Here is a 25,490-nt window from a genome sequence, read left to right as displayed (position 1 = left end):
TAAAATCAAGGGGAATGGTAATGACGTATTATAGCAAGAATTTCTTATCCCTCGCGACTTCATTAGCGGCAATCGGAATAGCTCTGACGGCACAGTCGGCCCTCGCAGCAGACGCAGGCGAAACCTCCGCCCAGACGGAAAGCTCAACGGATCAATCATCTGCTCCAGCGGCCAGCACCAGCGCCGAGGAATATGGCGATATGGTCATCGTCACCGGTTCGCGCACCGCTGGCCGGACCGTCTATACCAGTGAATCGCCGATCGACTCCTTCTCCGCTGAAGACATTACGCGCACGACCAAGACCGACCTTCTGGAAAGCCTGGCCGTGCTGGTGCCTTCCCTCGATCTGCCCCGTACCCCCGGTTCATCGGCGCGCATCGTTCGCGGCCCCTATCTGCGCGGCCTCAGCCCGGGCCACACGCTGGTCCTTGTAAACGGCAAACGCCGCCACGCGACATCGACCCTTGGCGTTGGCGGCACCAGTGCGGCGCAGTCGGTCGATATCGCGATGATCCCGTCGGCGGCGATCGAGCGGATGGAAGTGCTGCGCGACGGCGCTTCGGCGATCTATGGTTCGGACGCGATTGCCGGCGTCATCAACTTCATCACGAAAAAGGATGATACCGGGCTTACCGCCTTCGGACGCTTCGGCACCTTTGGCGATGGCGAGGGCAAGACCTATTCGGCCTATATCGGCAAGGGCTTTCAGCTTGGCGAACAAGGTCACCTCTATGTGACGGCGCAATATGAAAAGCGCGACCGCACATTCCGCGGCTCGCCAGTCCCCGCCGATATCCTCTATTATTTCCCCCTGAACGCCAGCGGCAACCCCATCCTGCCGCGGGGTAGCCTGACTCAGCCAACCCTCCCGGCTGGCGCCACGCCAGACCCTCGCGAGGCGACGCGCGACAGCAATGCCTCCCAGATTCAGGGCGAGTCCCCCTACACCACCAAATCCTTGTCTGCGGATCTCGGCTTCGAACTCAGCGACAGCGTTCGCCTCTATTCGTTCGGCACCTATGCGGAACGCGACGCGGACTTGTTCAATTCCTTCCGCCTGCCGCTGCGCAATGAAAATGTCCGTGCCATCTTCCCTGACGGCTTTTCACCGATCCGCGACCAGAAAGAGAAAGACTTCGAGGTCATGGTCGGCCTGGAAGGCGACATCGGCTCCTGGAACTGGGACATCAGCACGACATATGGCGGCAACAAGGCGCGCATCGGCGCGCATGACACGGTGAACCCTTCCTACGGCCTCGATAGCAAGACCAAATTCTATATCGGCACTACCGACTATACCGCGTGGACGACCAATATCGGCGTGAAGCGCGCATTTGATCTGCCGATCAGCGCGAAGCCGGTCGAGTTCGCCGCAGGCGCGGAATATCGTAAGGAAAAGTTCCTCGTTCATGCCGGCGAACCGCAATCCTATTCCTGCGGCGGCGCGTCCGTACTTGATGGCCCCAACGCTGGCATGCCGCTTACAAGTTACAGCTATTGCGGGTCGCAGGCGGTATTCGGCTACACGCCTGACAATGAAGTGAACGCGATGCGCAACAATAAATCGGCCTATGCGGAACTGTCCTTCTATCCGCTGGAAAACTGGTCGATCAGCGCAGCGGGCCGTATTGAGGATTATTCGGACTTTGGCACGGCCAAGATCGGCCGGCTGTCGACACGCTTCGAAATCATCCCAGCCCTGGCGTTGCGCGCAACGATCGGCAACGCATTCCAGGCGCCGACCTTGGCCACCATCTCCTACCGGGCGCAGGTGAACTGGGGCACCTACATCGCCTTCTCCTTCCCGGTGACTTCACCGGAGGCGCTTGCCCTAGGTTCCCGGCCGCTGGAGCCGGAACGGTCAAACAATCTGAGCGCAGGCTTCGTCGCCACATTGTCTGACCGGATCCACCTGTCGGTCGATGCCTATCAGATCAAGGTGAAGGATCGGGTCTCGCTATCCACGACGATCCGCGACGCCATCTATCCCGGTTCCGGGGCGCTGCTGGTGTCGGTCGGCCTCGAACCGGATGCCGCCATCAACTATTTCATCAACGCCGCGAACACCCGCACCCGCGGCGTGGAGGCAGTGCTCGACGGCCTTGTCGATATGAACGATCTGGGCCGCCTGAGATGGTCGCTCTCGGCAAATTACAACCGGACGAAGGTCACCGGCCTTGCCGAGACCTCGCCGGTTCTGGCGGCCTTCAATGTGCCGGTGTTCAGCCTGGCGGACACCCGCAATCTTGAAAACCGCTCACCGCGCAGCAAGGTGGTGGCGGATTTCGTCTGGTCGATCGGCAAGTTCGACCTGAACCTGCGTGAAACCTATTTTGGCAAGACGATCCGCTACGGTACGCCTACGACCATCCCGACCTCTGGGCCTTATGCCGGAATGAGGGAGATCGGCTATAATATCGGCAACCTTTTCACCACCGACGCCAACATCAACTATAACATCAACGATCAGTTCACGCTGAGCCTGTCGGCCAACAATCTGTTCGCCAAAAAACCGGCGTTGATGCCCGTCCCGCTTCTTCAGCCCATTCAGTCCTACGCCTATGACGAAAGCGGCCCGGTCAGTTCCGACGGCGCCTTCTTCGCCGTTGGCCTGAGAGCGAAATGGTGAGTCTTTCCACGTCAGTCTGAAACATCTCCAGCCGGACCGGATGCCGGTCCGGCGGAACAGGATCATGAGGTCGAAATGAGCAACGATATTACCCGCAGAAGCATGATGGGCACCATCGCCGGCGGCGCGATGCTGCCCTACGCCACCGCGATCGCGGCGCAGGTGGACGGAACACCGCCGGTCACCTTCAACAGCGCGAAACACAAGCGCCTGGTTGACAAGATCGATCAGAAAGGCGCGCTGGCTTTCCTTTCCAAGACTGTCCAGCATAAGAGCTTCACCGATACGGAAGGAGAGAATGATCTCGCCAAGTTCATCGCGGAGTCGATGAAGGCGGACATTCCCGGCATCGAGGCGATCGCACAGCCCTATGAGGGCCGTCCTAACGGCAAACTCAAGACCCGGTATAACGCCATCGGCGTGCTGAAGGGCACAGGCGGCGGCAAGAGCATCATGTTCAATGGCCATATCGACACCAATCCGGTGACGGAAGGCTGGACAGTCGATCCTTTCGCGGGCCTCGTCGACAAGGATTTCATCTACGGCATCGGCGTCTCCAACATGAAGGCCGGTTGCGCCGCTTATTACTGGGCGTTGAAAGAACTGGTGAAGGCGGGCGTAAAGCTGAAGGGCGACGTCACGCTCACCTTCGTCAGCGCAGAACTGGCGGGCGGCCTCGGCACCATGGCCGTGCTCGATGGCGGTTATCGCGCGGACTATTTCATCAACCCGGAACCGACCGATCTGATCGCCCTCACCATGCACGCGATCGGCAGCTCCCTGGATATCGAGTTGATCGGTTCGACCCGGCACATGTCGAAGCGGGAGGAAGCGGTCGATACGATCATGGCGGCCTGCGACCTCATTCCCAAGCTCAACGCCATGACTTTCCGCGGAGCGCTCAGCGCAGAACATGCCTCAATCAACCGCGTGCATGTCGGCGTGGTGCACGGCGCGCTGGGACGGCAGCTTGACGAGTGGCGCCCGCCGCAGGTGGCCGACTATGTGAAGATCAAGGGGTCTGCTCGCTATGCGCCGGGCCAGACGCATGAAGGCGCAATGGCCGATATCCAGTTGCAGCTAGACGCTTTGGAAAAGCGCTTTCCAGGATTGAAGGCCAATAATCTGGCTGTGGACAGGAAGCCTGACCCGATCCGGCAGAAAGGCTATTTCGTCTCGCGCGATGCGCCAATCGTGAAGGCGGTCAACGACGCCTATATGACCGTCCGGCGGGCTCCGCAGCCGACAGGGCCGGAAACGACCAACGCCCGCTACTATGGAACCGACTCTCCGATGCTGCAGAATATTGGCGGCATGCAGGGCCTCGTCTGCGGACCGGGCGGCCGCTACAACACCATGCCGGACGAGCGGGTCGACATTGTCGACTATATCGACATGATCAAGGTATTCATGCTGACGATCGTCAATATTTGCGGGGTCGAAAGCTGATCTTCAGGATGGTTCCCCGAACCGGATTGATGAGAAGCCGCTGATGATAAACCGGCGATGCAGGGCCCTCTGCATCGCCGGTCAATCGCCGGTCAATCGCCGAGTCAGCCGCCTGTTGGCGAAGGCTTGTCCTGACCTTCAGGCGGACTGCGATTTCCCGCGAAAACGGCTGATGGCGGTTAACATCGTCAGCCCCATCAGGAACGCCGCGACGATGCCGGGCGCCCGGCCCATTCCAAATCCCATGGCCAGCAGCGCCGCCCCCATGGTCGCACCCAAAGTCTGACCAAGCAGACGGTTGGTGGCGATCAGGCCGCCAGCCGCCGCCGTGCGGTTGACCGGTGTCGCCGCGATGATCGATCGCGCATTGGGGGCTGCGAACAGTCCAAAGCCGCCACCGCAAAGCGACAGCCGCCAGGCCATGTCGAGCCATGTCGCATCATGCGGCTGGAAGGCGAAAAGCAGCATGCCCACCGCCGCGATCAGACTGCCGGAACCGCATAGCAGCGCCACGGATACGCGGTCGGACAACGCCCCGCCCAGCGGCGCCAGGATCAAGGTCGTCAGTGGCCACACCGCGAAAATCGCGCCTACTTCCCCAGGCGACAGACCATATTCATTCTGAAGGCGGAAAGGGATCGTGACGATCAGCGTCATCGCTGAGACGAAACATAACATTCCGCCAAGTGCGGCGAGGCCAAGTGCAGGCACAGCCAGCAGGTCGATCGGCAGCATCGGCTCTGATGCCGACAACTCGCGCTTTACAAAGGCGCGCCCGATCAGAATGCCCGCCAGCACCATGGCGGCCGAAACGACAGGCGAATTGCCATGCACGCCGCTTTCAATGCCGCTGACGATCAGGCCGAAGGTGCTGGCGCACAGCATTGCGCCAAGAAAGTCATAAGGCCGCTCACGCGGTTCCGGGTCCGGCAGCGCACGCCCAAGCAGCATCGAGACGATGCCGAACGGAGCCGCCGCCGCGAATATCCACGGCCATGACGCCACGCCGAGGACAAGCCCGCCCAACGTGGGCGCAAATGCCGATGCGCTCGATGAGATCACTGCATGGATGCCCAGGCCCCGGCCAAGCTGTTTCGGCGGATAGATGGACCGCAACAGCACGGCTGTAATGCTGAGCACCGCCGCTGCCCCCAGGGCCTGCGCCGCGCGCACCACCAGCAGAAATGGCAAGCTGCGCGCGAAGAAGCAGAGGATGGTCGTCACGGTGAACAGGATCAGCCCATATTGATATAGGGTGCGATGCCCCAGCCGGTCCGCCAGCGCCGCAATGGGCAGCATCGTCATCACCAGCACGAGCTGATAGACCGTGACGACCAGCACCGCCGAGGACCCGGACACGCCTAGGTCGCGGGCGATTGTCGGCAAAGCGACATTAGCGATCGATCCGTCGATGACGACCAGCGCCGTCCCGAACGATGCGGCGATGATTGCCAGCAGGCGGCGGGGCATCGGCAGGCCGCCACTCTGTTCGGCAGGTTCGGGGGCGTCGGCGCTCACTCTATGCTTGGCCGATGATCTGCCGGATCGCCGCGTCTTCTTTGGATGCGCCGCATGACAATAATCGCATGGAGCAGGTCCCGGCATGCATAGGCGTCTTGATCATGGCCAAAGCCGCAGACCTCTCCGATCGACATTCCGCCTTTTGCGGAATGAATGATAGTTCCCCTGGCCATATCTTCGCGATACGCCAAGTGCACTTGCCCAAACATGCAGGCTGTGTTGACGGCGACCACAGGCGACCACAAATGCCGGCCTTCCGCTGGGCTGGTGACGGCCGGTATCAAGCTCTAAAAATCCATCCACAATCCCCATCATCGATGATCAAATATGGTTAAGATAAAATCCGAAAGAAAAAAGTAACCAAGAAAATCATTTCCTGACAAATCGCCACGGAATTGAATATCATTTCCAATCATTTCTGACATAATCAGGGCCATTGAATCTGTTGGATAATTAATTTCGTCCCTTGTCCCTTTCCGGCACTGTTCCCTCATCACTATCAACTGCGCATTGCATTCCCCCGGAATGCCAAACACCTTGTCTTTGGGGATATAGTGCGCACTTGCCTTATGGCGGCGCGCGGCAGGGGGTAGGCATGACCTACATATCGTCGTCGGATGAATTCCGTTCGCCATTGGGCGTTGCGTCAACCGCAGACGGCGTCCCCACGGAACGCGCCTTCAGGAAAGACATCAACGCCTTGCGGGCGATTGCCGCCAGCATTGTCGTTCTGTTCCATTTCCGCGTCGGCGGGTTTGCGGGCGGATTTGTCGGCGTCGATATATTCTTTGTGATCTCCGGCCTGCTGATGATGCAGATCATCGAGCGGAAGGTTGCCGCCGGGCGCTTCTCAGTCCTCGAATTCTACTTGGCCCGAACAAAGAGGATCGTACCCGCTCTCGCCTCGCTCTGCGTGGTCCTGCTTGTTTTCGGAACCCTGTTCCTCGATCCGATGACATTGAGCGAAGTGGCCCGAAACGCCCTGGCGTCCCTGCTATTTCTCTCCAATGTGCTTTATTCCTCGGTCAGCAGCTATTTCGCCGAGGCCGCGGAGACCAACTGGCTCCTCCATACCTGGACACTTTCGGTCGAATGGCAATTCTATCTCGCGCTTCCTGTGGTCATGGCGCTTGCCTCGCGCTCGCCCCTGCTCTGGCGGCATCGCAAGACATGGATCGCGTCCGCCTGCATCCTCTCCTTCCTTGCCGCGATCCTTATCGCCGGGCGTTCGGAGAGCTTTGAGAAATACGCCTTCTTCCTGTTGCCGACCAGGGCGTGGGAGATGCTGGCCGGCGCGTGGCTTGCCATAGCTGCGCCGCAGATAAAGAACCGCGCGCTCAACAGTATAATGCTTTCCGTTGGCCTTGCCGCGATCGTCTTTTCCACCATCTTCTTCGACGCCGCCACATCATGGCCATCGCTGTGGACGGCGATCCCCGTGCTTGGCACGCTGGCCGTCCTGGCCGCAGCCAGAGGGGACGCAGGCTGGACGCGGACTCCCGGCATTCAGGCGCTCGGCACCTGGTCCTATTCGCTCTATTTGTGGCATTGGCCGATATTCGTCGGCTTCACCTATTTCGGCGTGCTTATGGGTCCCGCGGCAATCGCATGCGGATTGGCGCTCAGCGTCCTCTGCGCCATGCTGTCCTACGAACTGTTCGAAACCAGACTACGCGACGCCATTTTTGGCCGGACGCCCCTGTCATGGCGGCGCGCCGGCGCACTGGCCGCAGCCGCGCTGATCCTTGTCGCCATTCCGGTGACCGCCTGGAAAATGCAGGGCTTTGAAGCCGTGCGCACAGCCGCATTCGATAGCGATACCAAGGCGCGCCTTATCGATTATCGCGGCGCTCCAGCGGACTGGAAAGGCATGTCGCCCTGCAAGGGGCAGCAATTCTATTCCGGGCATATTTGCGTGATGGGCGCAGGCAAGGCGAACCGCGTCGCCATCATCGGCGACTCCCATGCGGAACAGATGCTGCCGCGGCTGGCGCAATTATCGCAGCAGAACGCGGAAATCACTGTTATCCGTCAGCAGGGCTGCCCCCCGCTCCCCACGCTTTTCTGGTCACGGCGCGGCGATCATTGTCACCGGTTTACGGAGAAAGCATTCGAAAAGGTGCTCTCGGATCGCTTTGACAAGGTGATTATCATTTCCGCCTGGGTCCATTATTTCGACTATCCGGGCGGCGCAAAGCCGGGCGCGCTCTGCGCCATGTCCTGGCGCGGTTGCCGCCCGATCACCTCCACCGCAGCGGTTGAGGCAGCCAAGGATGAAGCTTTTGCGTCTTTCTCCGACCATATCGGACGCCTGACCGCGCGCGGCGTGAAGGTGGCCGTGGTGCAGCAGACGCCCGACCCCAATGGCGTAAAGCCGCATGACTATTATCAGGGGACATTTTTTGGCGGCGTCCCCCGCATTGCGCCGGAAATCGACAGAGCCGCCTATCTGGCGCGGGCTTCGAACATCCGCAACGTGGTGGCGGCTGCGGCCCGGCGCGGCGGCGCGACGATCATAGATCCGGTCGAAACATTATGCGGCGATCGCGCCTGCCCGGTATATAATGATGGCCACTATCTCTACACCGATACGCATCATACGCGGGCGACAGAGGTCGTGCATCCCCGCTATGCCTATCTGGACAAGGCCATGTTCAACTAACGACCGTGGCGGCGCATAGAATAACGCATGGCAACGGCTTGATTCCCCGCATTCGGGGCCAATCTATCGGCCATGAACCAGATCCATAATTTCCACGCACATATCTATTTCAACGTCGATGAACTGGATGCCGCGCAGACACTGGCCAGCGAAGCCCAATCCCTGTTCGGGGTTGCCGTTGGCCATTTCCACAAGCGGCCGGTGGGACCGCACCCCCGCGGCAGTTGTCAGTTGACCGTCGCTAGAGAGAGGTTCGGCGAATTTGCCGCCTGGGCGGCGCTGAACCGGCGCGACCTGACGATCTTCGCCCATGCCGAGACCGGAAATGGCCTTGCGGATCATACCGCCCATGTCATCTGGTTTGGCCAGAGCGAACCGCTCGACCTTTCCCTGTTCCGCTAGGCGGGGGCTATTTCCGCGCGGAGGCGCGGCGCTTCCGGGGTCATGTCCAGCCGGAGCAAGCTGGCGGCTTCGAACATACGGACGGTGATCGGCTCATTGTCCGTGGCGCGCATGGCTACGTGGAACTCCACGGCCTCTGCCGATGGCATCCCCTCCAACCGGACAAGCTCGCCCTTTGCGACCTCGCTCCTCACCATGGGCTCGGGGAACACGCCAATTCCGCCTCCCGCCTTGGCGATGTCGATCATCGTTCTGGCATTGTTACAGAGATTCAGCGCTTCACCCGCGATCTTTGACTCGGCGATGGCCTTTCGCATGCGGCCGTGAATGGGGGAATGGCTGGCGAGCGACCAGACGGGTATCCGTCCCGCCCTGCCCTCATCCTCAACCATCGCAGCAATGGAAGGATGCGCCAGCCAGAGCAGACCAACGCTGCCAATCGGTTGCGATTTGAGCGCGGAATGCGCAATCGGCCCGGCGGCAAAAACAATGTCCATGCGGCCTGTCAGAAGCTGCTGGATCAGATTGGCGGTCAGGTCGATTTCCAGCTCCAGCAACACATGCGGCATGTCCGCCTTCAACTGCGTCAGGAAGCCGGGCAGGCAACTCGCCGCCACGATTTCCCCGGCCCCGATCCTGACGACGCCGCCCGCTTCGCCAAACCCGCCGCAGCGGAGCAGCATGTTCTGGACATCCCCCCAGATGACGCCGCAATCCCGCACCAGTTGGCGGCCTGCGGGCGTGAACGACATGGTCCGACCCTGGCGGCGGAACAGCCGCGCGCCCAAATGCGCTTCCATCTCCCGGACTCGCGCCGATACGGCTGGCTGGGTGGTGTTGAGCCTGTGCGCGGCGGCGGCGAACGTGCCGAGCCGGTCGATCCATAACAGGGTTTCGAGATGGTACAGGCCGATGCGATTGATAGACATTATTGATGATTATTCGAAAAATGAAATCATTGGAATTGATGAATCATATCGCCCTAAAATGGATCGAATGGAGGGCCATAATGAAGAAGCTATATGGTGATGCGGCATCGGCTCTGGAGGGGCTGCTGTTTGACGGAATGCATCTGTGCGCGGGCGGTTTCGGCCTGTGCGGCATACCGGAGCGTCTGATCGACGCGATCCGCGACAGCGGGGTCAAGGACCTGACGATCGCCTCCAACAATGCCGGTATCGACGGCGAGGGCCTGGGCAAGTTGCTCCGCACGCGGCAGGTCAAGAAGATGATCTCCTCCTATGTCGGCGAGAATAAGGAGTTTGAGCGGCAATATCTGGCGGGTGAGCTAGAGGTGGAATTTTGCCCGCAGGGCACGCTGGCGGAACGCTGCCGCGCTGGCGGCGCCGGCATTCCCGGCTTCTACACCAAGACCGGCGTCGGCACGGCCGTCGCCGAGGGCAAGGAAGTGAAGAATTTCGACGGCCAGGACTATATTCTGGAGCGTGGCATTTTCGCCGACGTGGCCATCATCAAGGGCTGGAAGGCCGATGAGAGCGGCAACCTCATTTTCCGCAAGACCGCGCGCAACTTCAATCAGCCTATGGCGACCGCAGCGAAGATCTGCGTGGCGGAGGTTGAGGAAGTGGTGCCGACCGGCAGCCTTGATCCAGACGCGATCCACCTGCCCGGCATATATGTGAAGCGCATGATCATCGGCGCGCCGTACGACAAGAAAATCGAATTCCGCACCGTTCGCCAGAAGGAGGCCGCATAATCATGGCATGGACCCGTGACGAAATGGCTGCCCGTGCGGCGAAGGAACTGCAGGACGGTTTCTATGTGAATCTGGGCATCGGCATTCCGACCCTGGTGGCGAACCACATTCCCGAAGGCGTGGAAGTGACGCTGCAGTCGGAAAACGGCATGCTTGGCATCGGCCCCTTCCCCCTGGAGGGCGAGGAGGACGCCGACCTGATCAATGCGGGTAAGCAGACGATCAGCGAACTGCCGCAATCAGCCTATTTCAGCTCGGCCGACAGCTTCGCGATGATCCGTGGCGGGCATATCGACCTGACCGTGCTCGGCGCGATGGAGGTTGCCGAAAATGGCGACATCGCCAATTGGATGATTCCCGGCAAGATGATCAAGGGCATGGGCGGCGCGATGGATCTCGTCGCGGGCGTCAAGAAGATCATCGTGGTGATGGAGCATACATCAAAGGACGGCTCGCCCAAATTCATCCCCGCCTGCACCCTGCCGCTGACCGGCAAGAATGTGGTCGACATGATCATCACTGACCTGGCCGTGTTCCAGCGGCCGGATCATGACAGTCCCTTCAAGCTTGTCGAAATCGCCCCAGGCGTGACCGCCGAGGACATCGCCGCCAAAACCACGGCGGCCTATATCAGCTAGGCTGGGGCCAGCCCCTTCCACAGCGACTGCACAAGGGAAGGATGATCCGCATATGCGGATCATCCTTCTTTTATTCTGCTCTAGAAGTTGGTGACTTCCTCGACATTCTTCTCCACCTCGGCGCGGTCGAACCAGAGCGTGCGGAAAGTCTTGCTGGTCAGATATTTCAACTGATCGCTGTTATGTTTGGAACCCGGCTGGCTGGCATTGCCATAGCTCATCATTCCCACAGCCTTCAGCGGTGTGCCGAACTCGACCATGGATACCCATGTCTCGCCATGAACGGGGGTGCGTTCGCCATTCTTCATCGGCCCCCATGTGATCGTACGGAACACGCCGGTATTGCCAAAGCCGCCGTTACCCGGAAGATTCACGTCGCCGATATGGAAGCGTGAGACATCTCCGAATGGCCGGTCGACCGCGCCATACAGCTTCTTCGTCTTGTCTACCGCCTGTTTCAGCATCTCGACGGCGGCGGCCGGGTCCTTCAAACCGCGTGGCGTTTCCAGCGGATCGTCCATCGTCCATTTCACCGCATAGTTCGACTGATCGGTGAAGTTTTTCGGCGAAAAAATGCCTGCCCATGTTTCGAACAGCAAGGCGCCGCGGCTATCCGCCTCAAAACGGTGATCCCACCCCTTGAGCAGGGCGATGGCGGCCTGCACATCGGGATCGGCCGACCCCGCCGCCGCCGCGAACAATTCGGGCAGCATGCGGTCGGCCATCAGCGATGTAGTCGTCAGCTTGCGTGAGACGAAATCGTCGAAACTCACCTTCCCGGGCATGGACATCAGCTTCACCGACATCTGCGCGCGCTGGCTGACCGGCCCGGCGGGCGCGACATAGGCGGGGAAATCCTTTGGATCGAGCAAGCGGGGCCAGGCCGCGAGCCATGGCGGGTCATTGGCGTTCTGCACGAAACCGCTAGCCGGATCGACGACCTTCGGCATGTCGTCATAGCTGTGGATATCCTTCCACGATGTCGCAGACGTATCGCCCGGAACCGGCTTTGACCAATAGGCGATGTCGCCATTGGGATGCTTGGGTAGAATGCCGTTATCGAGATATAATATGTGGCCCGCGCGGTCGGCATAGGTGATGTTGAACATCGGGACCTGCATCTTGCGCAGCGCGTTCTGGAACGCGGTCCAGTCCTGCGCCTTGCCCATTTCCAGATATTGTTCGAGCACGCCCGGCCGGTCCAGACCGGCTACCTTCAACGCGATCGTGGTCTTGCCGCCGGGCAGGTCGAATACCGGTCCCTGCACCGCCGTCCGCTGGTCGAACGTCACCGTCTTCAGCGTCCCGTCCGGCTGCTTGACTTTGTAGCTCAGCGTTTTGACCTTGAACGGCAGCACCTTGCCGTCAAACTGATAACCGCCATCCGCCAGGGTTAGCTGATAACTGGTGAAACCCAGCATGGTGTTCACCGTGTTGGTGAAGCCATGATCATTGTTGAAGCCGAAGCGCAGAACGGGAAGCCCGATCTGCGTTGCGCCATACAGTTTCAGCGTTGGCGTGGTGATCTGCGCTTCGAAATAGGTGAGCTGCGTCGCTCCCCAGGGCAGGTGCGGATTGGCGAGAAGCAGCGTCTTTCCGCTGGCGGAGCGGGATGGCGCAACGGCCCAAGTGTTGGAGCCGCCTGCTTCATTGGTTGATGGGTCGGCCAGCACCCGGCGATCCGACGCGATATAGACATAGTTCATCAGCCGATGCGCATGCGCCATCACATCGACGCCGGTGATGGGCAGGACCTGCCGGACAGACGCATCGATCTTGTCGGGATGCGCAGCCGCATAAGCATTGACCCCATCCGCAAAAGCGTTGAGGTTCTTCTGCATCTGCGGGCTTTGCTGCTTGAACCAGGCGGCCGCACGGTCCGGCACATCATTCGCGATCAGCCACTTGTCCTGATCGGCGAATTTCTCGCCCCAATATTCCGCCGCACGGGCGCGCGCCTCACCGAACAGGTGGATCAACACGTCGCCGTGATTCTGGGCCTGCGCGTAACCAAAGCCATAAAAGCCGCCGGCTTCGGTCTTGGCGTAAATATGGGGCACGCCGAAGCTGTCCCACAATATTTCTCCGCCGCCCCACTTTGTCTTGGCGGACGGAGCGGTCGATGCCGGCCCCGCCAGCATCGTCGCCGATAACAACAGGCCCAGAAAAATCGGCCTCATTCGCATTCTCCTCACTACCGGCTTTTAGAAATTCAATCCTACACGGGCGTAGTAGGAACCGCCGGTAAAGCCAAAGGGCGACTGACCGCCATAAAGCCCCTGCCCAAGCGTCGGACTGACCTGTCCAACGGCATCAGGATAGACGTTGAACAGATTGTTCGATCCAACCGCAACGCTGACCAGCGGCGTCACTTGCCAGGTCAGTTCCAGATCGGTGATCCACTTCGGGCCATAATAGCGGTCATTGGGATAGGTGGCGACGCCAGCCACCATCACCGGGTTCATCAGATTGTTGAAGCCGCCGAACCGGGTGAGGCGCGTCGACAGCGTAAAATCGCCAGCCGTGGTCACATTGCTGATCGACAATTTGGTATGTGGCAGGTTCACGGTCAGGTTGCTGCGCGAAAAACGATCGAACAGCTCGAAATTCACCGCGCTCAATTCCGGCGGGTTGCCGATGATGTGGGTGATCTTCGTCTTGTTATAGTTATAGCCCAAATTCCATTGCATGGTCGCCACGTCGAACAGGTCATGCTTGTACGACGCCACCACATCAATGCCGCGCGTGCGCGTATCAATGGCGTTGGTGTAATATTGGGCGCTCAGGTTGCCCGGAATGCCATTGGCGATCAGGATGTTGGAAATGGCGTTGCCGGACAATGTGCTGGTGATGACGATACGATCATCGACATCGATCTGGAACGCATCAACCGTCAGGCTGAAATTGGGGAAAGGCGTCAACACGACGCCGCCCGAAATGTTGAAGGATTTCTCCGGCGTCAGCGGCTCAGCGCCCAGGGCGATGGCCGCCGTCGACTCAACCGGCAGCGTTTTGATCTGGACCAGGGTGTTGGCAATGCCGTTGATCGTGCGGAACTGATTGGTCGTCTGCGAATAAATTTGCTGAGCAACGGCAGGCGCGCGGAAGCCGGTATTCGCCGCTGCGCGCACCGCAAGCCAGTCCGTCGCGGCATAGCGGCCGTTGACCTTCCAGATCAAGGTGTTGCCGCTATCGTCATCATAATGCTCGAAGCGGGCGGCCGCGCCGATCGTGATGTCCTTTGTCGGGTCCCACGCCACGTCCGCATAGGCGGCCAGGTTGTTGCGGGTCATCCGCGCGGCGTCCTGCGGCTGGAAACCGGCGGAGCTTTGCGCGCCCGGCGTCTGGCCGGCTCTGTAGAACGGTCCGATGGCATAGCTGTTCGGATCGCCTTCAAACGTCTGATAGCGTTCGCGCCGGTGCTGCGCGCCTGCCGAAACCTGCAGATTGCCGCCGCCCACATCGAATCCGCGCGTTAGATCGAGCGAAGTCACGAACTCCGACGATTTGAGCGTGCCGATGTAAAATTCGGTCGGGCCTGCCGGACCAAGTGACGGATTCACCGTCCCTTCGGAGGACTGCCGTGCGCGGTTGCGGCCGAAACCGGTGCTGAAATCCCAATCCCAGCCAGCGACGACGCCTTTCGCGCCCAGGATGAACTCGAAATCCTCCTCGTCTATCTTCACATGCGGGCGATAGCCGTTGGGATAAATCTCCAGCACGGAGTTCACGTCGTTCGGCGGACGGAAGGAATACCAGAGGTCTGACCGGCGCTGGCTGTATGTGCCAAACGCATAAAGGTGGACGTCGCCCACATCATAACCGGCGTTCAGGCCGGTATTGATGCTGCGCGATGGCATGACTCCATAACTGATGGTGGTCAGACGATCGATCGTCGCCTCGCGCGGATCGCGCTGGCCGTTGACCAGCGGATAGAGATTGACGTTGGGCGAGATTGGCAGCGCCCGGTTCGACATCTCCTGCTTCTTCATATTGACGGAGAAATTGGCGAAGCCGTTATCGCCAAGCGCCATGCCGAAATTCAGGTCCGCCTGATACAGTTCACCGTCCGATCGATCAAAATTCTGGCCGGCGGTGAATCCCGCGGAACCGCCCTTCGCATCGTCCTTCAAAATGATGTTGATGACGCCCGCAATCGCGTCAGACCCATATTGCGCAGCCGCGCCATCGCGCAGCACTTCGATATGGTCGATGGCCGAAACCGGGATCATGTCGAGATCAGAGGGGACCGACCCGTTGTAAACCGCGGACACGGCGTTGATCAGCGATGTCTTGTGACGGCGCTTGCCATTGACCAGGATAAGCGTCTGGTCGGGGTTCAGGCCGCGCAGGCCGCCCGTCGCAATGACGGTCGCAGTCGCCCCGCCCGCCCGCACCGGCAGGTTGAAGGACGGGACCAGCGTATTGAGCGCCTGGAACACGCCCGCCTTGCCGGTACGCTCCAGGTCCGCGCCGGATATGACGTCAATCGGCGTCGGGCTGTCCGTAATCGTCCGCGGCTGTCCGCGCGATCCGGTAACGACGATTGCAGCGCCCTCCTCGTCATCGGCCGCTGCGGAGGACACCTGGGGTGCAGTAGCGGCGGCGGCCGAAGCCTGCATGGCGACGGGCAGACTGGTGACCGAAAGGCTGGCGACTTCCACCGCCCGCGCGCGCTTGGGCTGCCGCGCAAGCGAGAGTGCGATGACTTCATTGCTCGATAGGGTAATCTTCAGGTCCGTGCCCGCGATCAGCCTGGACAGGGCAACGCCTGGCGCCATCCGGCCATTGACCGACTGCGCATGCAGCCCCGCCACCTGATCGTAGGGAAACAGGATCTGAATGCCCGACTGCCGGGCGAAAAGCGTCAGCGCGCTTTGCATTGACTGCGCCGGTATACGGAAACTGACCGGCTCCGCCGCTGCCAGTGCGGGTGCTGTGGCGACCGCGCAGATCGCAACGGATGCCAGCCCGGCTATGTTTCGAAAACTTCGCATCTTTGACCCCCTTTAATTTTTCGCATGTCTCAATGGGGGAAACGGGGGCCGATCACGTTTCTGCTAATAGGATCGAAAAATATCTCACTGGATTGCTGCGATCCTCGCGAAGCACAGAAACTGCCGGGAGGATCGGATCAGGGCAGCATAGGGGAACGGGGTTGGAAACGGTCAGGGTCAGGCTTGATTGGTTCAAGGCGGCAATTCTTCCGCATGAAGGCGCGCTTCGGGGACGATTGCGGCGCGTGATGTCGCGTTCCAGCGATGTTGACGACCTGGTCGCCGAATGCATGACGCGCGCCTATGCCCATGGCGATGTCAACGCCACGACCAACGGCAAAGCCTATCTGTTTCAGATCGCCCGCAACCTCCTGATTGATGAGGCGCGCCGGGAAAAAATCGTCTCGCTGGAGTTTGTGGCGGAACTGGACGTGCTGCAGGCCGATCATTCGACGGAGGCTGCGCTGCAGGCGCGCGATGAGCTTCGCCATCTCCAGGCGATATTGGATACGCTGCCGCCGCAATGCCGCCGCGCCTTCATTATGCGCCGCGTGTACGGGAAATCTGTTAAGGAGATAGCAGAGGAGATGGCGCTTTCCGTTTTCACTGTGGACAAGCATTTGACGCGCGCCGCCGTGAAGATAATGCAAGCCATTGGACAGTTTGAGGGTTCCGGTTTTGGGTGGTCGCTACAAAAGCGCGGAGGAAATGCAGACGATAGAAGCCGAAGCGGCTCGTCTGTTCCTTAAGGCGCGTGCAAGCGACGCACGGGAGGACTGGGACGCCGCCTATGATTGGGTTGCCCAGGACCCCGCTCATGGCCATGCCTTCGCCAAGGCGGAAGCGGGATGGGAGCTTGCCGAAAGGCTGAACGAGCTGCCCCTCGCGCGCGAGGGGTCGGAAGCGCACGGTCGTCTGATCACGGAAGCAGCAGCACCGCCGGAACCCGCGCCTGCGCGGCCAGCGATGATGAGCCGCCGCGCATTGCTGGGCACAGCGGTAGCGGCCGCAATCGTCGGCATTGCCGGAACAGTCACCCTGCGCCTGATCGGCACCGTGGACCATTACCGCACCGCACTTGGCGAAACCCGCGCGGTGCGCCTTGCCGACGGTTCAGTCGTCCATCTCAACACCAACAGCTCCATAGAGGTTGCGCTCCGCGACAATCGCCGGTCGATCAAGCTGCTGAAAGGCGAGGCGCGCTTCGACGTTGCGCATGACAAGGCGCGGCCGTTCATCGTGGATGCCGACGGGACCCAGGTCCGCGCCGTCGGCACCGTATTCAATGTGCGGCTGCGGCCGGAACTCACCGAATTGACCGTGATCGAGGGCATGGTCGCCGTGCGGAATGGCGGGTCAGAAGCACGGACAATCGGCAGCGGGCGCAGCGCCGCCGTCCGCAGCGGCGGCATAGCCGTCACCCCGCTCGCGCCCGCAAAACTCAAGCAGCGCATCGCCTGGCAGGACGGCGTGATTGAGTTTGATGGCGACACGCTGGCGCAGGCGGTTGAGGAGTTTAACCGTTACCGGGCGACGCCGCTGGTCATCGGGGACCCATCCATCGCCAGCATCCGGGTCGGCGGCACCTTCCAGGCAACCCGGTCCGACGATTTCGTCTACGCGCTGGAGCGGGGATTTGGCGTCCGCGCGATCGCGGGCAGCGACAAGTCGGTGATCCTGGTTTCCGACGATTAGAAGTCCTAGCCTGCAGTAGCAGATTGATGCGGGCGATCCGTTTCCGCTGTCATGGAACATATCGCTCTGCCGTTACCGGCGCAGATCACACGGCAGGACCGCCTTCGGTCGATATTGGGGGGGTCGGTCGGCAACCTCATCGAATGGTATGACTGGTACGTCTATTCGGCCTTCACCCTATATTTTGCGCCGGTGTTTTTTCCTTCGGATGACAGCACGGCCCAATTACTGAACGCCGCCGCCATTTTCGCGGTCGGCTTCCTGATGCGGCCGCTGGGGGCCTGGCTGATGGGCATGTATGCCGACCGGCGGGGGCGGAAGGCGGGCCTCACCCTTTCCGTCATGCTGATGGGCGGCGGATCGCTGATGATCGCGGTCATTCCCGGCTATGCCGCGATCGGCGTGTTCGCACCGCTGCTCCTCCTGGTGGCGCGCCTGATGCAGGGCCTGTCGGTCGGCGGCGAATATGGCGCCAGCGCCACCTATCTTTCCGAAATGGCGGACAAGGATCACCGCGGTTTCTTCTCCAGCTTTCAATATGTCACGCTGATCGCGGGCCAGCTTCTGGCGCTCTGCGTGCTGTTGCTGCTTCAGCTTGCCCTGACGGAAAGCCAGCTCGAAAGTTGGGGATGGCGCGTGCCCTTTGCGGTGGGCGGACTGATGGCGATCGGCGTCTACCGCCTGCGCCGGGGCCTGCGCGAGACCGAGGCATTCGAACAGAATGCCGCCGTTTCCGAACAGCCAAGCTCCAGCGGATGGACTCTGATTCGGCGGCACCCGCGCGAGGTGCTGCTGGTGATGGCGCTTACAGCGGGGGGCACGCTCGCCTTCTATGCCTATAGCACCTACATGCAGAAATTCCTGGTCAACAGCGCCGGTTTCGGCCGTCAGACCGCAACGGCGATCATGGCGTCGGCGCTGTTCATCTACATGCTGCTGCAGCCCATTGCGGGCTGGATTTCCGACCGGATCGGCCGCAAGCCCTTGCTGCTCGCCTTCGGCATTTGCGGCGTGCTGTTCACCACCGCCATCTTCACCCGGCTGGAAACCGTGACATCCTCGTTCGGCGCATTCCTGCTGGTGCTGTCCGGCCTGGTCATCGTCACCGGCTACACATCGATCAACGCCATCGTGAAGGCTGAACTGTTTCCCGCCAACATCCGCGCGCTGGGCGTCGCGCTGCCCTATGCGCTGGCCAACACGCTGTTTGGCGGCACCGCAGAATATGCGGCATTGTGGATGAAGCAGGCCGCAATGGAGAGCGGCTTCTACTGGTACGTCACGGGAATGATCGCCGTGTCGCTGATCGTCTATCTCCGCATGCCCGACACCCGCACCACCAGCCGTATCTGATCGATTGAGGGGAATTGCCATGACATCACTGACCAGGACCCTACTCCGCACGCTGCCCCTGCTGCTGATCGCGCAGACCGGGGAAACGCTGGCGCAGGATGCCGCTCCGGCCGAACCGAAATTCACTTCGATTCAGCCGACCGACTTCGCCATCGCCGGATCGCTTTCGAATAGCTGGGCGGATTTCGACAATGACGGCGACCTCGATCTCGCCGTTTCACTCAAGAGCGGCGACATCCGCCTCTATCGTAATGACAAGGGCAAGTTCGTGAATGTCGGCCCGGAGGTGGGACTGCCTTCCTCCGGTCCGGAAATGCGCGGCGTCGCATGGGGCGACTATGATGGCGACGGATGGGTCGACCTGCTTGGCGGGGCGACCATGCCCGACCAGCTAAGCCTGGTTTTCCACAATGAAGGCGGAAAGAAGTTCACCAATGTCGCGCCGGAACTGGGCCTGACGATCCCCGGCCGGTCCGCCCGCCAGACAAGCTGGCTGGATTATGACAATGATGGCGATCTGGATCTTTATGCGTCCAACCGCATCGGCCCGAATGCGCTGTACCGCAACGATAATGGCAAATTCGTTCAGGTCTTTGCGGGGACCAGCGTTTCCGACACGCGCCCCACCGTTGGGGCATGCTGGTTCGATTATGACCGGGACGGCGATCTCGACCTGTTCCTGGCCAATCAGTCGGGTGCGACCGACTCCTTGTGGCGCAACGATGGCGACAGCTTCGTCGATGTCGCGCCGCAGCTTGGCCTAGACAATCCCAGCCGGACGAAGGACGAAGGCGGCGTTGGCTGCGCCGTCGGCGACTATGACAATGACGGCTTTTTGGACCTGTTCGTGCCCAATTATGGCGTGAACACCCTCTACCACAATAATGGCGACGGCACCTTTACCAACGTCGCGAAGGAAATGGGCGTCGCTGTAGAAAACCACGCCGTCGGTGCAGTGTGGGGCGATTATGACAATGACGGTTTTCTCGACCTCTATGTCACGTCCTATGTTGGAGAACGGAACAAGCAGCAGCCCAGGGACAGCCTGTTCCACAATCAGGGCGGCAAAGGTTTCGTCAACGTCTTGACGCCGGAATCGCAGCTCAACGCTGGCGACCATGGCGTGCAATGGGTGGATTATGACCGCGACGGCGCGCTCGATCTTTCGGTGATGCGCGGATACACCGATCAGGGCGGCCATTTCCTGTTCCATAACGATCTTCCAAAGGCCGCTGCGCGCCGCAGCCTCTCGGTGCTGGTCCTCGACGCCAAGGGGCGTTTCACCCGCATGGGCGCGGAAGTGCGCCTGTACGACAAGGGCGGCAAGATCATCGCCACAAGGCAGGTGTCGACCGGTGACGGCTATAATTCGGAAAATGCGGCGCCGGTGCATTTCGGCTTGAAGGATAACAAGCCGGTGACCGTCGAAGTCACATTCATGGGAGCCAACGGCCGCAAGACGCAGACCGTCCGCAATGTCGACCCGAAACGGTTCGCCGGAAAATCGCTGGTGGTCAGCGAAGGGAACTGACGGCGCAGCCGCTCGAACTGCGCGCGGGCTGCATAACTGGCTTGCAGCCCGCACAATATACTCCCCCATCCGGGGCGCATAATATTTCGCGGCATGGATTCCTGCCCATGCCGCTTCTTGTTAAGACGGCCCATGGATGAGGTTCTGGCGATCGAGAATATCATAGGTGCTGGCGCTGTCGCCTTCAGCGCCGCGATCTATAAACTGACGCGCCTTGCCCGCCGCCTGCGGGATATTCTCGATTTTGAGGATAACAGTCTCAACTGATGCGCGTCCCGCCCGTTAAAGGCCGCGCATGGTCATTCGCTCCAGGCGGAAAATAGCGTTCCTGTCCTACATCCTTCCCCAATGTTAGCCCCGATCCGGCTGAAGCGGAAAGGGATCGACATGTTGGAAAAGACTGCTGGAGATAACCTCGCCAATGACCGTTCTCCGCGGCCATTTCCGGTGGCTCACGCCACTATCGAACCCAGCCCATGCCCGGCCGCTGGGACGGCCGAGGAAGATGCAATGGCAACCCGCAACTTCCGCAACTTCGATAACCGGTTTAGCGCAAAAATCCCGGAAATCCGTCAATCTCCGAACACTGCATGCGTCAGCGTGACTGACTTGGTCTTGCCGATCAGATTGCTCCATTCGCGGTGCGCATAGCGATGGAGGAGACCCTGCGCCTCCATATAGGTGCGGTGCGGATTATCCTCTCTCAGGAACCGGGCATTGGGACCCAGCATCTCGGCGACTGCGCGCGCCGACACCAGAAACTCTATGATGTCGCCGCCGAAATCGCCTTCAAAACGCAACATCGAGCCATCCGCCGTCCAACGCGGGTTGGGCTGGTCAAAGCGCAGGAACACCACCGCCATTCATCATCCTCCAGACGTGTCGCGAACAACGATAGCGTCAGAGGGTAAATAAAGATGGACCTGTTTCACACCGCCAGCGCAACGACCTTTCGCGCCGCCAGAACAACGGGCAGGTCGATCATGCGCCCGTCTAGCGTGATGACGCTTGCACCCTGCGCATTGTCCCACGCCGCCAGAACGCGCCGCGCCCGGTCAACTTCCGCCGCGCCGGGCGAAAAGCCGCCATTGACTGGACCAATCTGCGCCGGATGGATGCACAGCGCACCGGTCATGCCGATGGCCTTTGCCGCCGCTATCGCATCCGCCCAGGCGGCCTCGTCCTTGATCGTCGCTATGGAAATCGGCAGACCTATCGCCATCTGCCCCCGCACTGCCGCGGCCAAAGCGATCTGGCGGCAGGGAAGGTCGAGGCATTGCGGCGATGGCGGCACGCCCAGCGCCAGCGAGAAATCCTCCGTCCCCAGGGCAAGCCCGATCACGCCCGGCACGGCAGCAATCGCGTCGATCTGGCGCAAGCCGACCGGACTTTCGATCAGGGCGATCAGGCCCGGCGCCTCCGCCAGTCCACGCTCCCTGGCCAGCTCCCGGACCATTTCTCCGATCACCGTCAGCCGCGCGGCGTCCTCCACCTTCGGTGCCATGATTGCCGCTACGCCTGGATGCACGGCGGCATCCAGATCGGCCGTCACATCCCTCCACAGACTGTTGATGCGCACAACGACGGGGCATCCTGCCTGCGCAATCATGGAGGTTGCCCCGTTGACGGAGCGCCGCGCCGCCGCCTTGCGGTCGATGGCCACTGCATCCTCCAGATCGATGATCACTGCGTCGGCTCCGCGCGTCGCGACCTTGGCCAGCCGCTGCTCGTCATCCGCTGGCACGAACAGCAGCGATCGCCAGAGCGGCCTCATGCGGAGAAGTCCGCCTGCGCCGTCATCGCCACGCCAACCGGCCCGATCGCCCGCAATCTGGCCTGCCCGCTCTCATAGGCAAGACCAAGGCGCATCTCCTCCCCGTCGTACATCGGCGACATGGCGCGAAAGCTGTAACGGGCAATTTTCCGTCCGGCCTTCTGCCGCAAAAGATGATCCATCAGCAGCGTCGCGATCAACGGCCCCTGCACCACAAGGCCGGGATAGCCCTCCTCATCGCGCGCATAGTCGCGATCATAATGGATACGGTGGCTGTTGAATGTCAGAGCAGAATAGCGAAACAGCATGACCGGATCGGGCGCAACAATCCGCACCACCTCATCGTCGCCCTCAACCGCTACCGCCGGCCGCGCCAGCGGCGCTCCGGGCGCGGCGGCCTCCCGGTATACGATGTCCTGCTCCTCGACGATGGCCGCCTCTCCATCACGCTCACCAATCTCATGCCTTACCGTGACAAACAGCATTTCGCCGGACCGCCCGCTCTTGGGCGTAGCGGCAACAAGCGTCGAGACCCGGCGGATCGCTGCGCCCTTCTCTATCTCGCGCCGGAACTCCACGCGGCTTCCCGCCCACATCCGGCGGGGAAGGTCGACATTGGGCAACAAACCGGTGTCCGACCGCACGGGGTGCCCATCTGGTCCGACATTCGAATGCCGCGCATCGGGCTGAAAACAGAGCCAGTGGCCAAGCGGCGGCACCATGCCCTCAAGCCAGGGCGGTTGATCATGATCCAGCGTTGCCGCCAGCCGGACGAAGCGCGCTGGGTCGGCGATATCCTCATCGACCTGACAGCGCCCGATGAAAGATTGCGGGTCCATCACGCGAATTCCTTCCTGATATTTTGGCCATGGCTATCGAGAGCAGGCATGGCCAGGGCATGCCGCCCTTCATCCCGGATGACCGGACTGGACGGCAGGCTGACCGGCCCGGCCGATCCCGACGCCGGTGTCCGCCGTAATGCGGGATGGCGTGAAAGGCCGGCAATCTCGTTGACATCGGCCCAACCGATGCCGGCCGCCTCCAGACGCTTGACGGCTTCTTCCCGGGCAATCCCGGAGAGGACAGCGCCAACCTTATCCTCCAGCGCCGCACGATTTTCCACGCGCTTCGCATTGGTGGTAAAGCGGGCATCGTCAGCCAGTTCCGGCTGCTCCATAACGGTGGCGCAGAACCGGCTCCATTCCCGCTCATTCTGCACAGCGACAACAATCTGATGCCCATCCGAGCAAGCGAAGGCGCCATAAGGCGCGATGGAAGGATGATGAAGTCCCGTGCGGCGGGGCGCTTTTCCGCCATGCTCGAAATGCAGCAATGGCACAGTCATCCATTCCGCCAGAGCATCGAACAATGCGACGCTGATGCCCCGCCCCTTGCCCGTCCGCGTCCTTTCGAACAAAGCTTCCATGATTGCGGACGCCGCGTTCAGGCCCGCTGCGATATCGGCCACCGAGACACCCGTGCGCACCATGCTTTCTGCCGTACCCGTGGTCGCGGCCAGCCCGGCCTCGCATTGGATCAGGAGGTCATAGGCCTTCTTGTCCCGCCACGGGCTATTCCCGTCATACCCCATGATGTCGCAGGTAATGAGCTTGGGATGGCGCTCACGCATTTGCGCCGAGCCAAAACCCGCCCGCTCGGCCGCCCCCGGCGCCAGGTTCTGGACAAATATGTCGGCCCGCGCCAACATCGCCTGCAACAGGGCTGCATCCGCCGGCTGCCGGAAATCCAGCACGATCGACTCTTTGCCCCGGTTCAACCAGAGGAAATAGGCGCTGTCGCCGTCCACAATATGGTCATAGGATCGCGCGAAATCTCCTTCCGCCCGCTCGATCTTGATCACGCGCGCGCCGGCGTCCCGCAACCGCTGCGTACATAATGGGGCAGCCACCGCCTGTTCGATGGCGACGACCAATATGCCGTCGAGCGCGCCCATCAGAAGGACTTGGGCAGACCCAGCGCATGGGTTGCGACGTGGCTCAATATCAGGTTCGTGCTGATCGGCGCGACCTGATACAGCCGGGTCTCGCGGAATTTGCGTTCCACATCATATTCCTCGGCAAATCCGAAACCGCCATGCGTCTGAACGCACATGTCGGCCGCATACCAGCTTGCTTCAGACGCGAGCATCTTTGCCATATTGGCCTCCGTGCCGCATGGGATTCCCGCTTCGAACATGGCGGCCGCCTTGTTGACCATCTCGGCGGCGGCGGTCAGTTGCACATAGGCGCGGGCGATCGGAAACTGGATACCCTGATTCTGGCCAATCGGCCGGCCGAATACCGATCTCTCCGTCGCATACGCCGACGCGCGATCTATGAAGAAGCGGCCATCCCCGATACATTCGCTGGCGATCAGGATGCGCTCGGCATTCATTCCGTCCAGAATATATTTGAACCCCTTGCCTTCCTCACCGATCAGATTGGCGGCGGGAACGCGAAGATCGTCGAAGAACAATTCCGTCGTCGCGTGATTGAGCATGGTGCGGATCGGCCTGATCGTCAGGCCATTGCCCAGGGCTTGCTGCATATCGACGAGCAGCACCGAAATGCCATCGGATGGTTTGGCGACTTCCTCACGCGGCGTTGTACGAACGAGCAGGACCATAAGGTCGCTATGTTCCGCCCGGCTGATCCATATCTTCTGTCCATTGACGACATAATCGTCGCCGTCACGCCGCGCGAAGGTGCGGATGCGGGTCGTATCCGTTCCGCTGGTCGGTTCGGTCACACCGAACGCCTGCAGGCGCAACTCCCCGGTCGCAATCTTGGGAAGATAGGCAGCCTTCTGTTCTGCCGATCCATGCTTCAGCACCGTGCCCATGGTATACATTTGCGCATGGCACGCGCCCCCGTTGCAGCCCGAACGATGGATTTCCTCAAGAATTGCGGTAGCCGCGCCAAGCCCCAGACCGGAACCGCCAAACTCCTCCGGGATAAGGACCGACAAAAAACCCTCGCGGGTCAGGGTATCGACAAAGGCCGTCGGATAGGTCCGGTCCCTATCCAGCTCTTGCCAGTAGGTTCCGGGAAAATCGGCGCACAGTCTGCGGACGGACTCCCGGATTTCCGGGAAGCTTTGCTGTTCGTGCGCACTCATCTCT

At 60.9% G+C, this 25,490-nt stretch carries 20 protein-coding genes; 11 read left to right on the top strand and 9 right to left on the bottom strand.

All coding sequences use genetic code 11. The features are described 5' to 3' along the window. Positions 1–20 precede the first annotated feature (20 nt). Both KFK14_RS04940 and KFK14_RS04935 read left to right on the top strand, forming a co-directional pair. Positions 21–2,630 (top strand): TonB-dependent receptor plug domain-containing protein, encoded by a 2,610-nt coding sequence (locus tag KFK14_RS04940; protein ID WP_212610087.1) that lies wholly within the window; start codon positions 21–23, stop codon positions 2,628–2,630. A gap of 75 nt (positions 2,631–2,705) precedes the next feature. Next, positions 2,706–4,079 (top strand): M20 family metallopeptidase, encoded by a 1,374-nt coding sequence (locus KFK14_RS04935; protein ID WP_212610086.1) that lies wholly within the window; start codon positions 2,706–2,708, stop codon positions 4,077–4,079. Between the two features lie 138 nt (positions 4,080–4,217). On the opposite strand, the gene KFK14_RS04930 is transcribed toward KFK14_RS04935, so the two are convergent. Next, positions 4,218–5,597 (bottom strand): MFS transporter, encoded by a 1,380-nt coding sequence (locus KFK14_RS04930; RefSeq protein ID WP_246524890.1) that lies wholly within the window; start codon positions 5,595–5,597, stop codon positions 4,218–4,220. Between the two features lie 598 nt (positions 5,598–6,195). Between KFK14_RS04930 and KFK14_RS04925 the strand changes: the two genes are divergently transcribed. Continuing rightward, positions 6,196–8,262, top strand: coding sequence for an acyltransferase family protein (locus KFK14_RS04925; protein ID WP_212610084.1), 2,067 nt, complete (start codon positions 6,196–6,198; stop codon positions 8,260–8,262). 72 nt (positions 8,263–8,334) lie between these two features. Continuing rightward, positions 8,335–8,664: a DOPA 4,5-dioxygenase family protein gene (locus KFK14_RS04920; RefSeq protein WP_212610083.1), complete on the top strand. Its 330-nt coding sequence runs from the start codon at positions 8,335–8,337 to the stop codon at positions 8,662–8,664. Here the strand turns inward: KFK14_RS04920 and KFK14_RS04915 are convergent. Beyond that, on the bottom strand, positions 8,661–9,593 hold the full coding sequence (locus KFK14_RS04915; RefSeq protein ID WP_212610082.1) for a LysR family transcriptional regulator: 933 nt from the start codon (positions 9,591–9,593) through the stop codon (positions 8,661–8,663). The genes KFK14_RS04920 and KFK14_RS04915 overlap by 4 nt on opposite strands. Positions 9,594–9,670: 77 nt before the next feature. Between KFK14_RS04915 and KFK14_RS04910 the strand changes: the two genes are divergently transcribed. Together KFK14_RS04910 and KFK14_RS04905 are read left to right on the top strand one after the other, a co-directional pair. After that, positions 9,671–10,381, top strand: a complete 711-nt coding sequence (locus KFK14_RS04910; RefSeq protein ID WP_070152259.1) for a CoA transferase subunit A — start codon at positions 9,671–9,673, stop codon at positions 10,379–10,381. A gap of 2 nt (positions 10,382–10,383) precedes the next feature. Further along, positions 10,384–11,019: a CoA transferase subunit B gene (locus tag KFK14_RS04905; protein WP_070152171.1), complete on the top strand. Its 636-nt coding sequence runs from the start codon at positions 10,384–10,386 to the stop codon at positions 11,017–11,019. An 80-nt stretch (positions 11,020–11,099) separates the two neighbouring features. Here KFK14_RS04905 and KFK14_RS04900 read toward each other — a convergent pair whose 3' ends face one another. Continuing rightward, positions 11,100–13,199 carry a penicillin acylase family protein gene (locus KFK14_RS04900; protein ID WP_246524888.1) on the bottom strand — a complete coding sequence of 700 codons (2,100 nt, stop codon included), beginning with the start codon at positions 13,197–13,199 and terminating at the stop codon, positions 11,100–11,102. Between the two features lie 24 nt (positions 13,200–13,223). Next, positions 13,224–16,016: a TonB-dependent receptor gene (locus KFK14_RS04895; RefSeq protein ID WP_212610080.1), complete on the bottom strand. Its 2,793-nt coding sequence runs from the start codon at positions 16,014–16,016 to the stop codon at positions 13,224–13,226. A gap of 161 nt (positions 16,017–16,177) precedes the next feature. On the opposite strand from KFK14_RS04895, the gene KFK14_RS04890 reads away from it, so the two are divergent. From KFK14_RS04890 to KFK14_RS24190, 5 genes are all read left to right on the top strand, one after another. After that, the gene (locus tag KFK14_RS04890; RefSeq protein WP_070152178.1) at positions 16,178–16,765 is read left to right on the top strand and encodes an RNA polymerase sigma factor; all 588 of its coding nucleotides are present in this window, start codon (positions 16,178–16,180) and stop codon (positions 16,763–16,765) included. Further along, positions 16,725–17,711 (top strand): FecR family protein, encoded by a 987-nt coding sequence (locus tag KFK14_RS04885; RefSeq protein WP_212610079.1) that lies wholly within the window; start codon positions 16,725–16,727, stop codon positions 17,709–17,711. The genes KFK14_RS04890 and KFK14_RS04885 overlap by 41 nt, the downstream gene beginning before the upstream one ends. Before the next feature lie 51 nt (positions 17,712–17,762). Continuing rightward, a complete protein-coding gene (locus KFK14_RS04880) occupies positions 17,763–19,064 on the top strand; it encodes an MFS transporter (RefSeq protein WP_212610078.1) in 1,302 nt (433 codons plus the stop codon). Between the two features lie 19 nt (positions 19,065–19,083). Next, positions 19,084–20,595, top strand: a complete 1,512-nt coding sequence (locus KFK14_RS04875) for a CRTAC1 family protein (RefSeq protein ID WP_212610077.1) — start codon at positions 19,084–19,086, stop codon at positions 20,593–20,595. 132 nt (positions 20,596–20,727) lie between these two features. Further along, positions 20,728–20,862, top strand: coding sequence for a hypothetical protein (locus KFK14_RS24190; protein WP_281417177.1), 135 nt, complete (start codon positions 20,728–20,730; stop codon positions 20,860–20,862). Between the two features lie 305 nt (positions 20,863–21,167). Here the strand turns inward: KFK14_RS24190 and KFK14_RS04870 are convergent, their stop codons facing one another. The 5 genes from KFK14_RS04870 to KFK14_RS04850 form a co-directional block, all read right to left on the bottom strand. Beyond that, complete coding sequence (locus KFK14_RS04870; RefSeq protein ID WP_070152190.1) at positions 21,168–21,458, bottom strand: hypothetical protein; 291 nt, start codon at positions 21,456–21,458, stop codon at positions 21,168–21,170. A gap of 65 nt (positions 21,459–21,523) precedes the next feature. Further along, positions 21,524–22,369 (bottom strand): HpcH/HpaI aldolase/citrate lyase family protein, encoded by an 846-nt coding sequence (locus tag KFK14_RS04865; RefSeq protein ID WP_212610076.1) that lies wholly within the window; start codon positions 22,367–22,369, stop codon positions 21,524–21,526. Beyond that, entirely contained in the window at positions 22,366–23,208 is an 843-nt protein-coding gene (locus KFK14_RS04860; RefSeq protein WP_246524886.1) for an HTD2 family dehydratase, read from the bottom strand. Before KFK14_RS04860 ends, KFK14_RS04865 begins: the two co-directional genes overlap by 4 nt. Next, on the bottom strand, positions 23,208–24,323 hold the full coding sequence (locus KFK14_RS04855) for a CaiB/BaiF CoA transferase family protein (protein ID WP_246524884.1): 1,116 nt from the start codon (positions 24,321–24,323) through the stop codon (positions 23,208–23,210). Before KFK14_RS04855 ends, KFK14_RS04860 begins: the two co-directional genes overlap by 1 nt. Continuing rightward, on the bottom strand, positions 24,323–25,486 hold the full coding sequence (locus KFK14_RS04850; protein ID WP_070153608.1) for an acyl-CoA dehydrogenase family protein: 1,164 nt from the start codon (positions 25,484–25,486) through the stop codon (positions 24,323–24,325). The genes KFK14_RS04855 and KFK14_RS04850 overlap by 1 nt, the downstream gene beginning before the upstream one ends. Positions 25,487–25,490: the final 4 nt, after the last annotated feature.

The sequence above is a fragment of the Sphingobium phenoxybenzoativorans genome (genome assembly GCF_018286635.1).
Taxonomy (GTDB): domain Bacteria; phylum Pseudomonadota; class Alphaproteobacteria; order Sphingomonadales; family Sphingomonadaceae; genus Sphingobium; species Sphingobium phenoxybenzoativorans.
Note: the sequence above shows the minus strand (reverse complement) of the source record. Positions and strands in the feature narration are given on the sequence as shown.

What these genes read in the sequence shown, in the direction of transcription:
- KFK14_RS04850 (WP_070153608.1), bottom strand. Translation starts at nt 25,486, where the DNA reads ATGAGTGCGCACGAACAGCAAAGCTTCCCGGAAATCCGGGAGTCCGTC.
- KFK14_RS04940 (WP_212610087.1), top strand. Translation starts at nt 21, where the DNA reads ATGACGTATTATAGCAAGAATTTCTTATCCCTCGCGACTTCATTAGCG.
- KFK14_RS04900 (WP_246524888.1), bottom strand. Translation starts at nt 13,199, where the DNA reads ATGAGGCCGATTTTTCTGGGCCTGTTGTTATCGGCGACGATGCTGGCG.
- KFK14_RS04905 (WP_070152171.1), top strand. Translation starts at nt 10,384, where the DNA reads ATGGCATGGACCCGTGACGAAATGGCTGCCCGTGCGGCGAAGGAACTG.
- KFK14_RS04920 (WP_212610083.1), top strand. Translation starts at nt 8,335, where the DNA reads ATGAACCAGATCCATAATTTCCACGCACATATCTATTTCAACGTCGAT.
- KFK14_RS04885 (WP_212610079.1), top strand. Translation starts at nt 16,725, where the DNA reads ATGCAGACGATAGAAGCCGAAGCGGCTCGTCTGTTCCTTAAGGCGCGT.
- KFK14_RS04860 (WP_246524886.1), bottom strand. Translation starts at nt 23,208, where the DNA reads ATGGACCCGCAATCTTTCATCGGGCGCTGTCAGGTCGATGAGGATATC.
- KFK14_RS04855 (WP_246524884.1), bottom strand. Translation starts at nt 24,323, where the DNA reads ATGGGCGCGCTCGACGGCATATTGGTCGTCGCCATCGAACAGGCGGTG.
- KFK14_RS04865 (WP_212610076.1), bottom strand. Translation starts at nt 22,369, where the DNA reads ATGAGGCCGCTCTGGCGATCGCTGCTGTTCGTGCCAGCGGATGACGAG.
- KFK14_RS04895 (WP_212610080.1), bottom strand. Translation starts at nt 16,016, where the DNA reads ATGCGAAGTTTTCGAAACATAGCCGGGCTGGCATCCGTTGCGATCTGC.
- KFK14_RS24190 (WP_281417177.1), top strand. Translation starts at nt 20,728, where the DNA reads ATGGATGAGGTTCTGGCGATCGAGAATATCATAGGTGCTGGCGCTGTC.
- KFK14_RS04935 (WP_212610086.1), top strand. Translation starts at nt 2,706, where the DNA reads ATGAGCAACGATATTACCCGCAGAAGCATGATGGGCACCATCGCCGGC.
- KFK14_RS04925 (WP_212610084.1), top strand. Translation starts at nt 6,196, where the DNA reads ATGACCTACATATCGTCGTCGGATGAATTCCGTTCGCCATTGGGCGTT.
- KFK14_RS04915 (WP_212610082.1), bottom strand. Translation starts at nt 9,593, where the DNA reads ATGTCTATCAATCGCATCGGCCTGTACCATCTCGAAACCCTGTTATGG.
- KFK14_RS04870 (WP_070152190.1), bottom strand. Translation starts at nt 21,458, where the DNA reads ATGGCGGTGGTGTTCCTGCGCTTTGACCAGCCCAACCCGCGTTGGACG.
- KFK14_RS04875 (WP_212610077.1), top strand. Translation starts at nt 19,084, where the DNA reads ATGACATCACTGACCAGGACCCTACTCCGCACGCTGCCCCTGCTGCTG.
- KFK14_RS04880 (WP_212610078.1), top strand. Translation starts at nt 17,763, where the DNA reads ATGGAACATATCGCTCTGCCGTTACCGGCGCAGATCACACGGCAGGAC.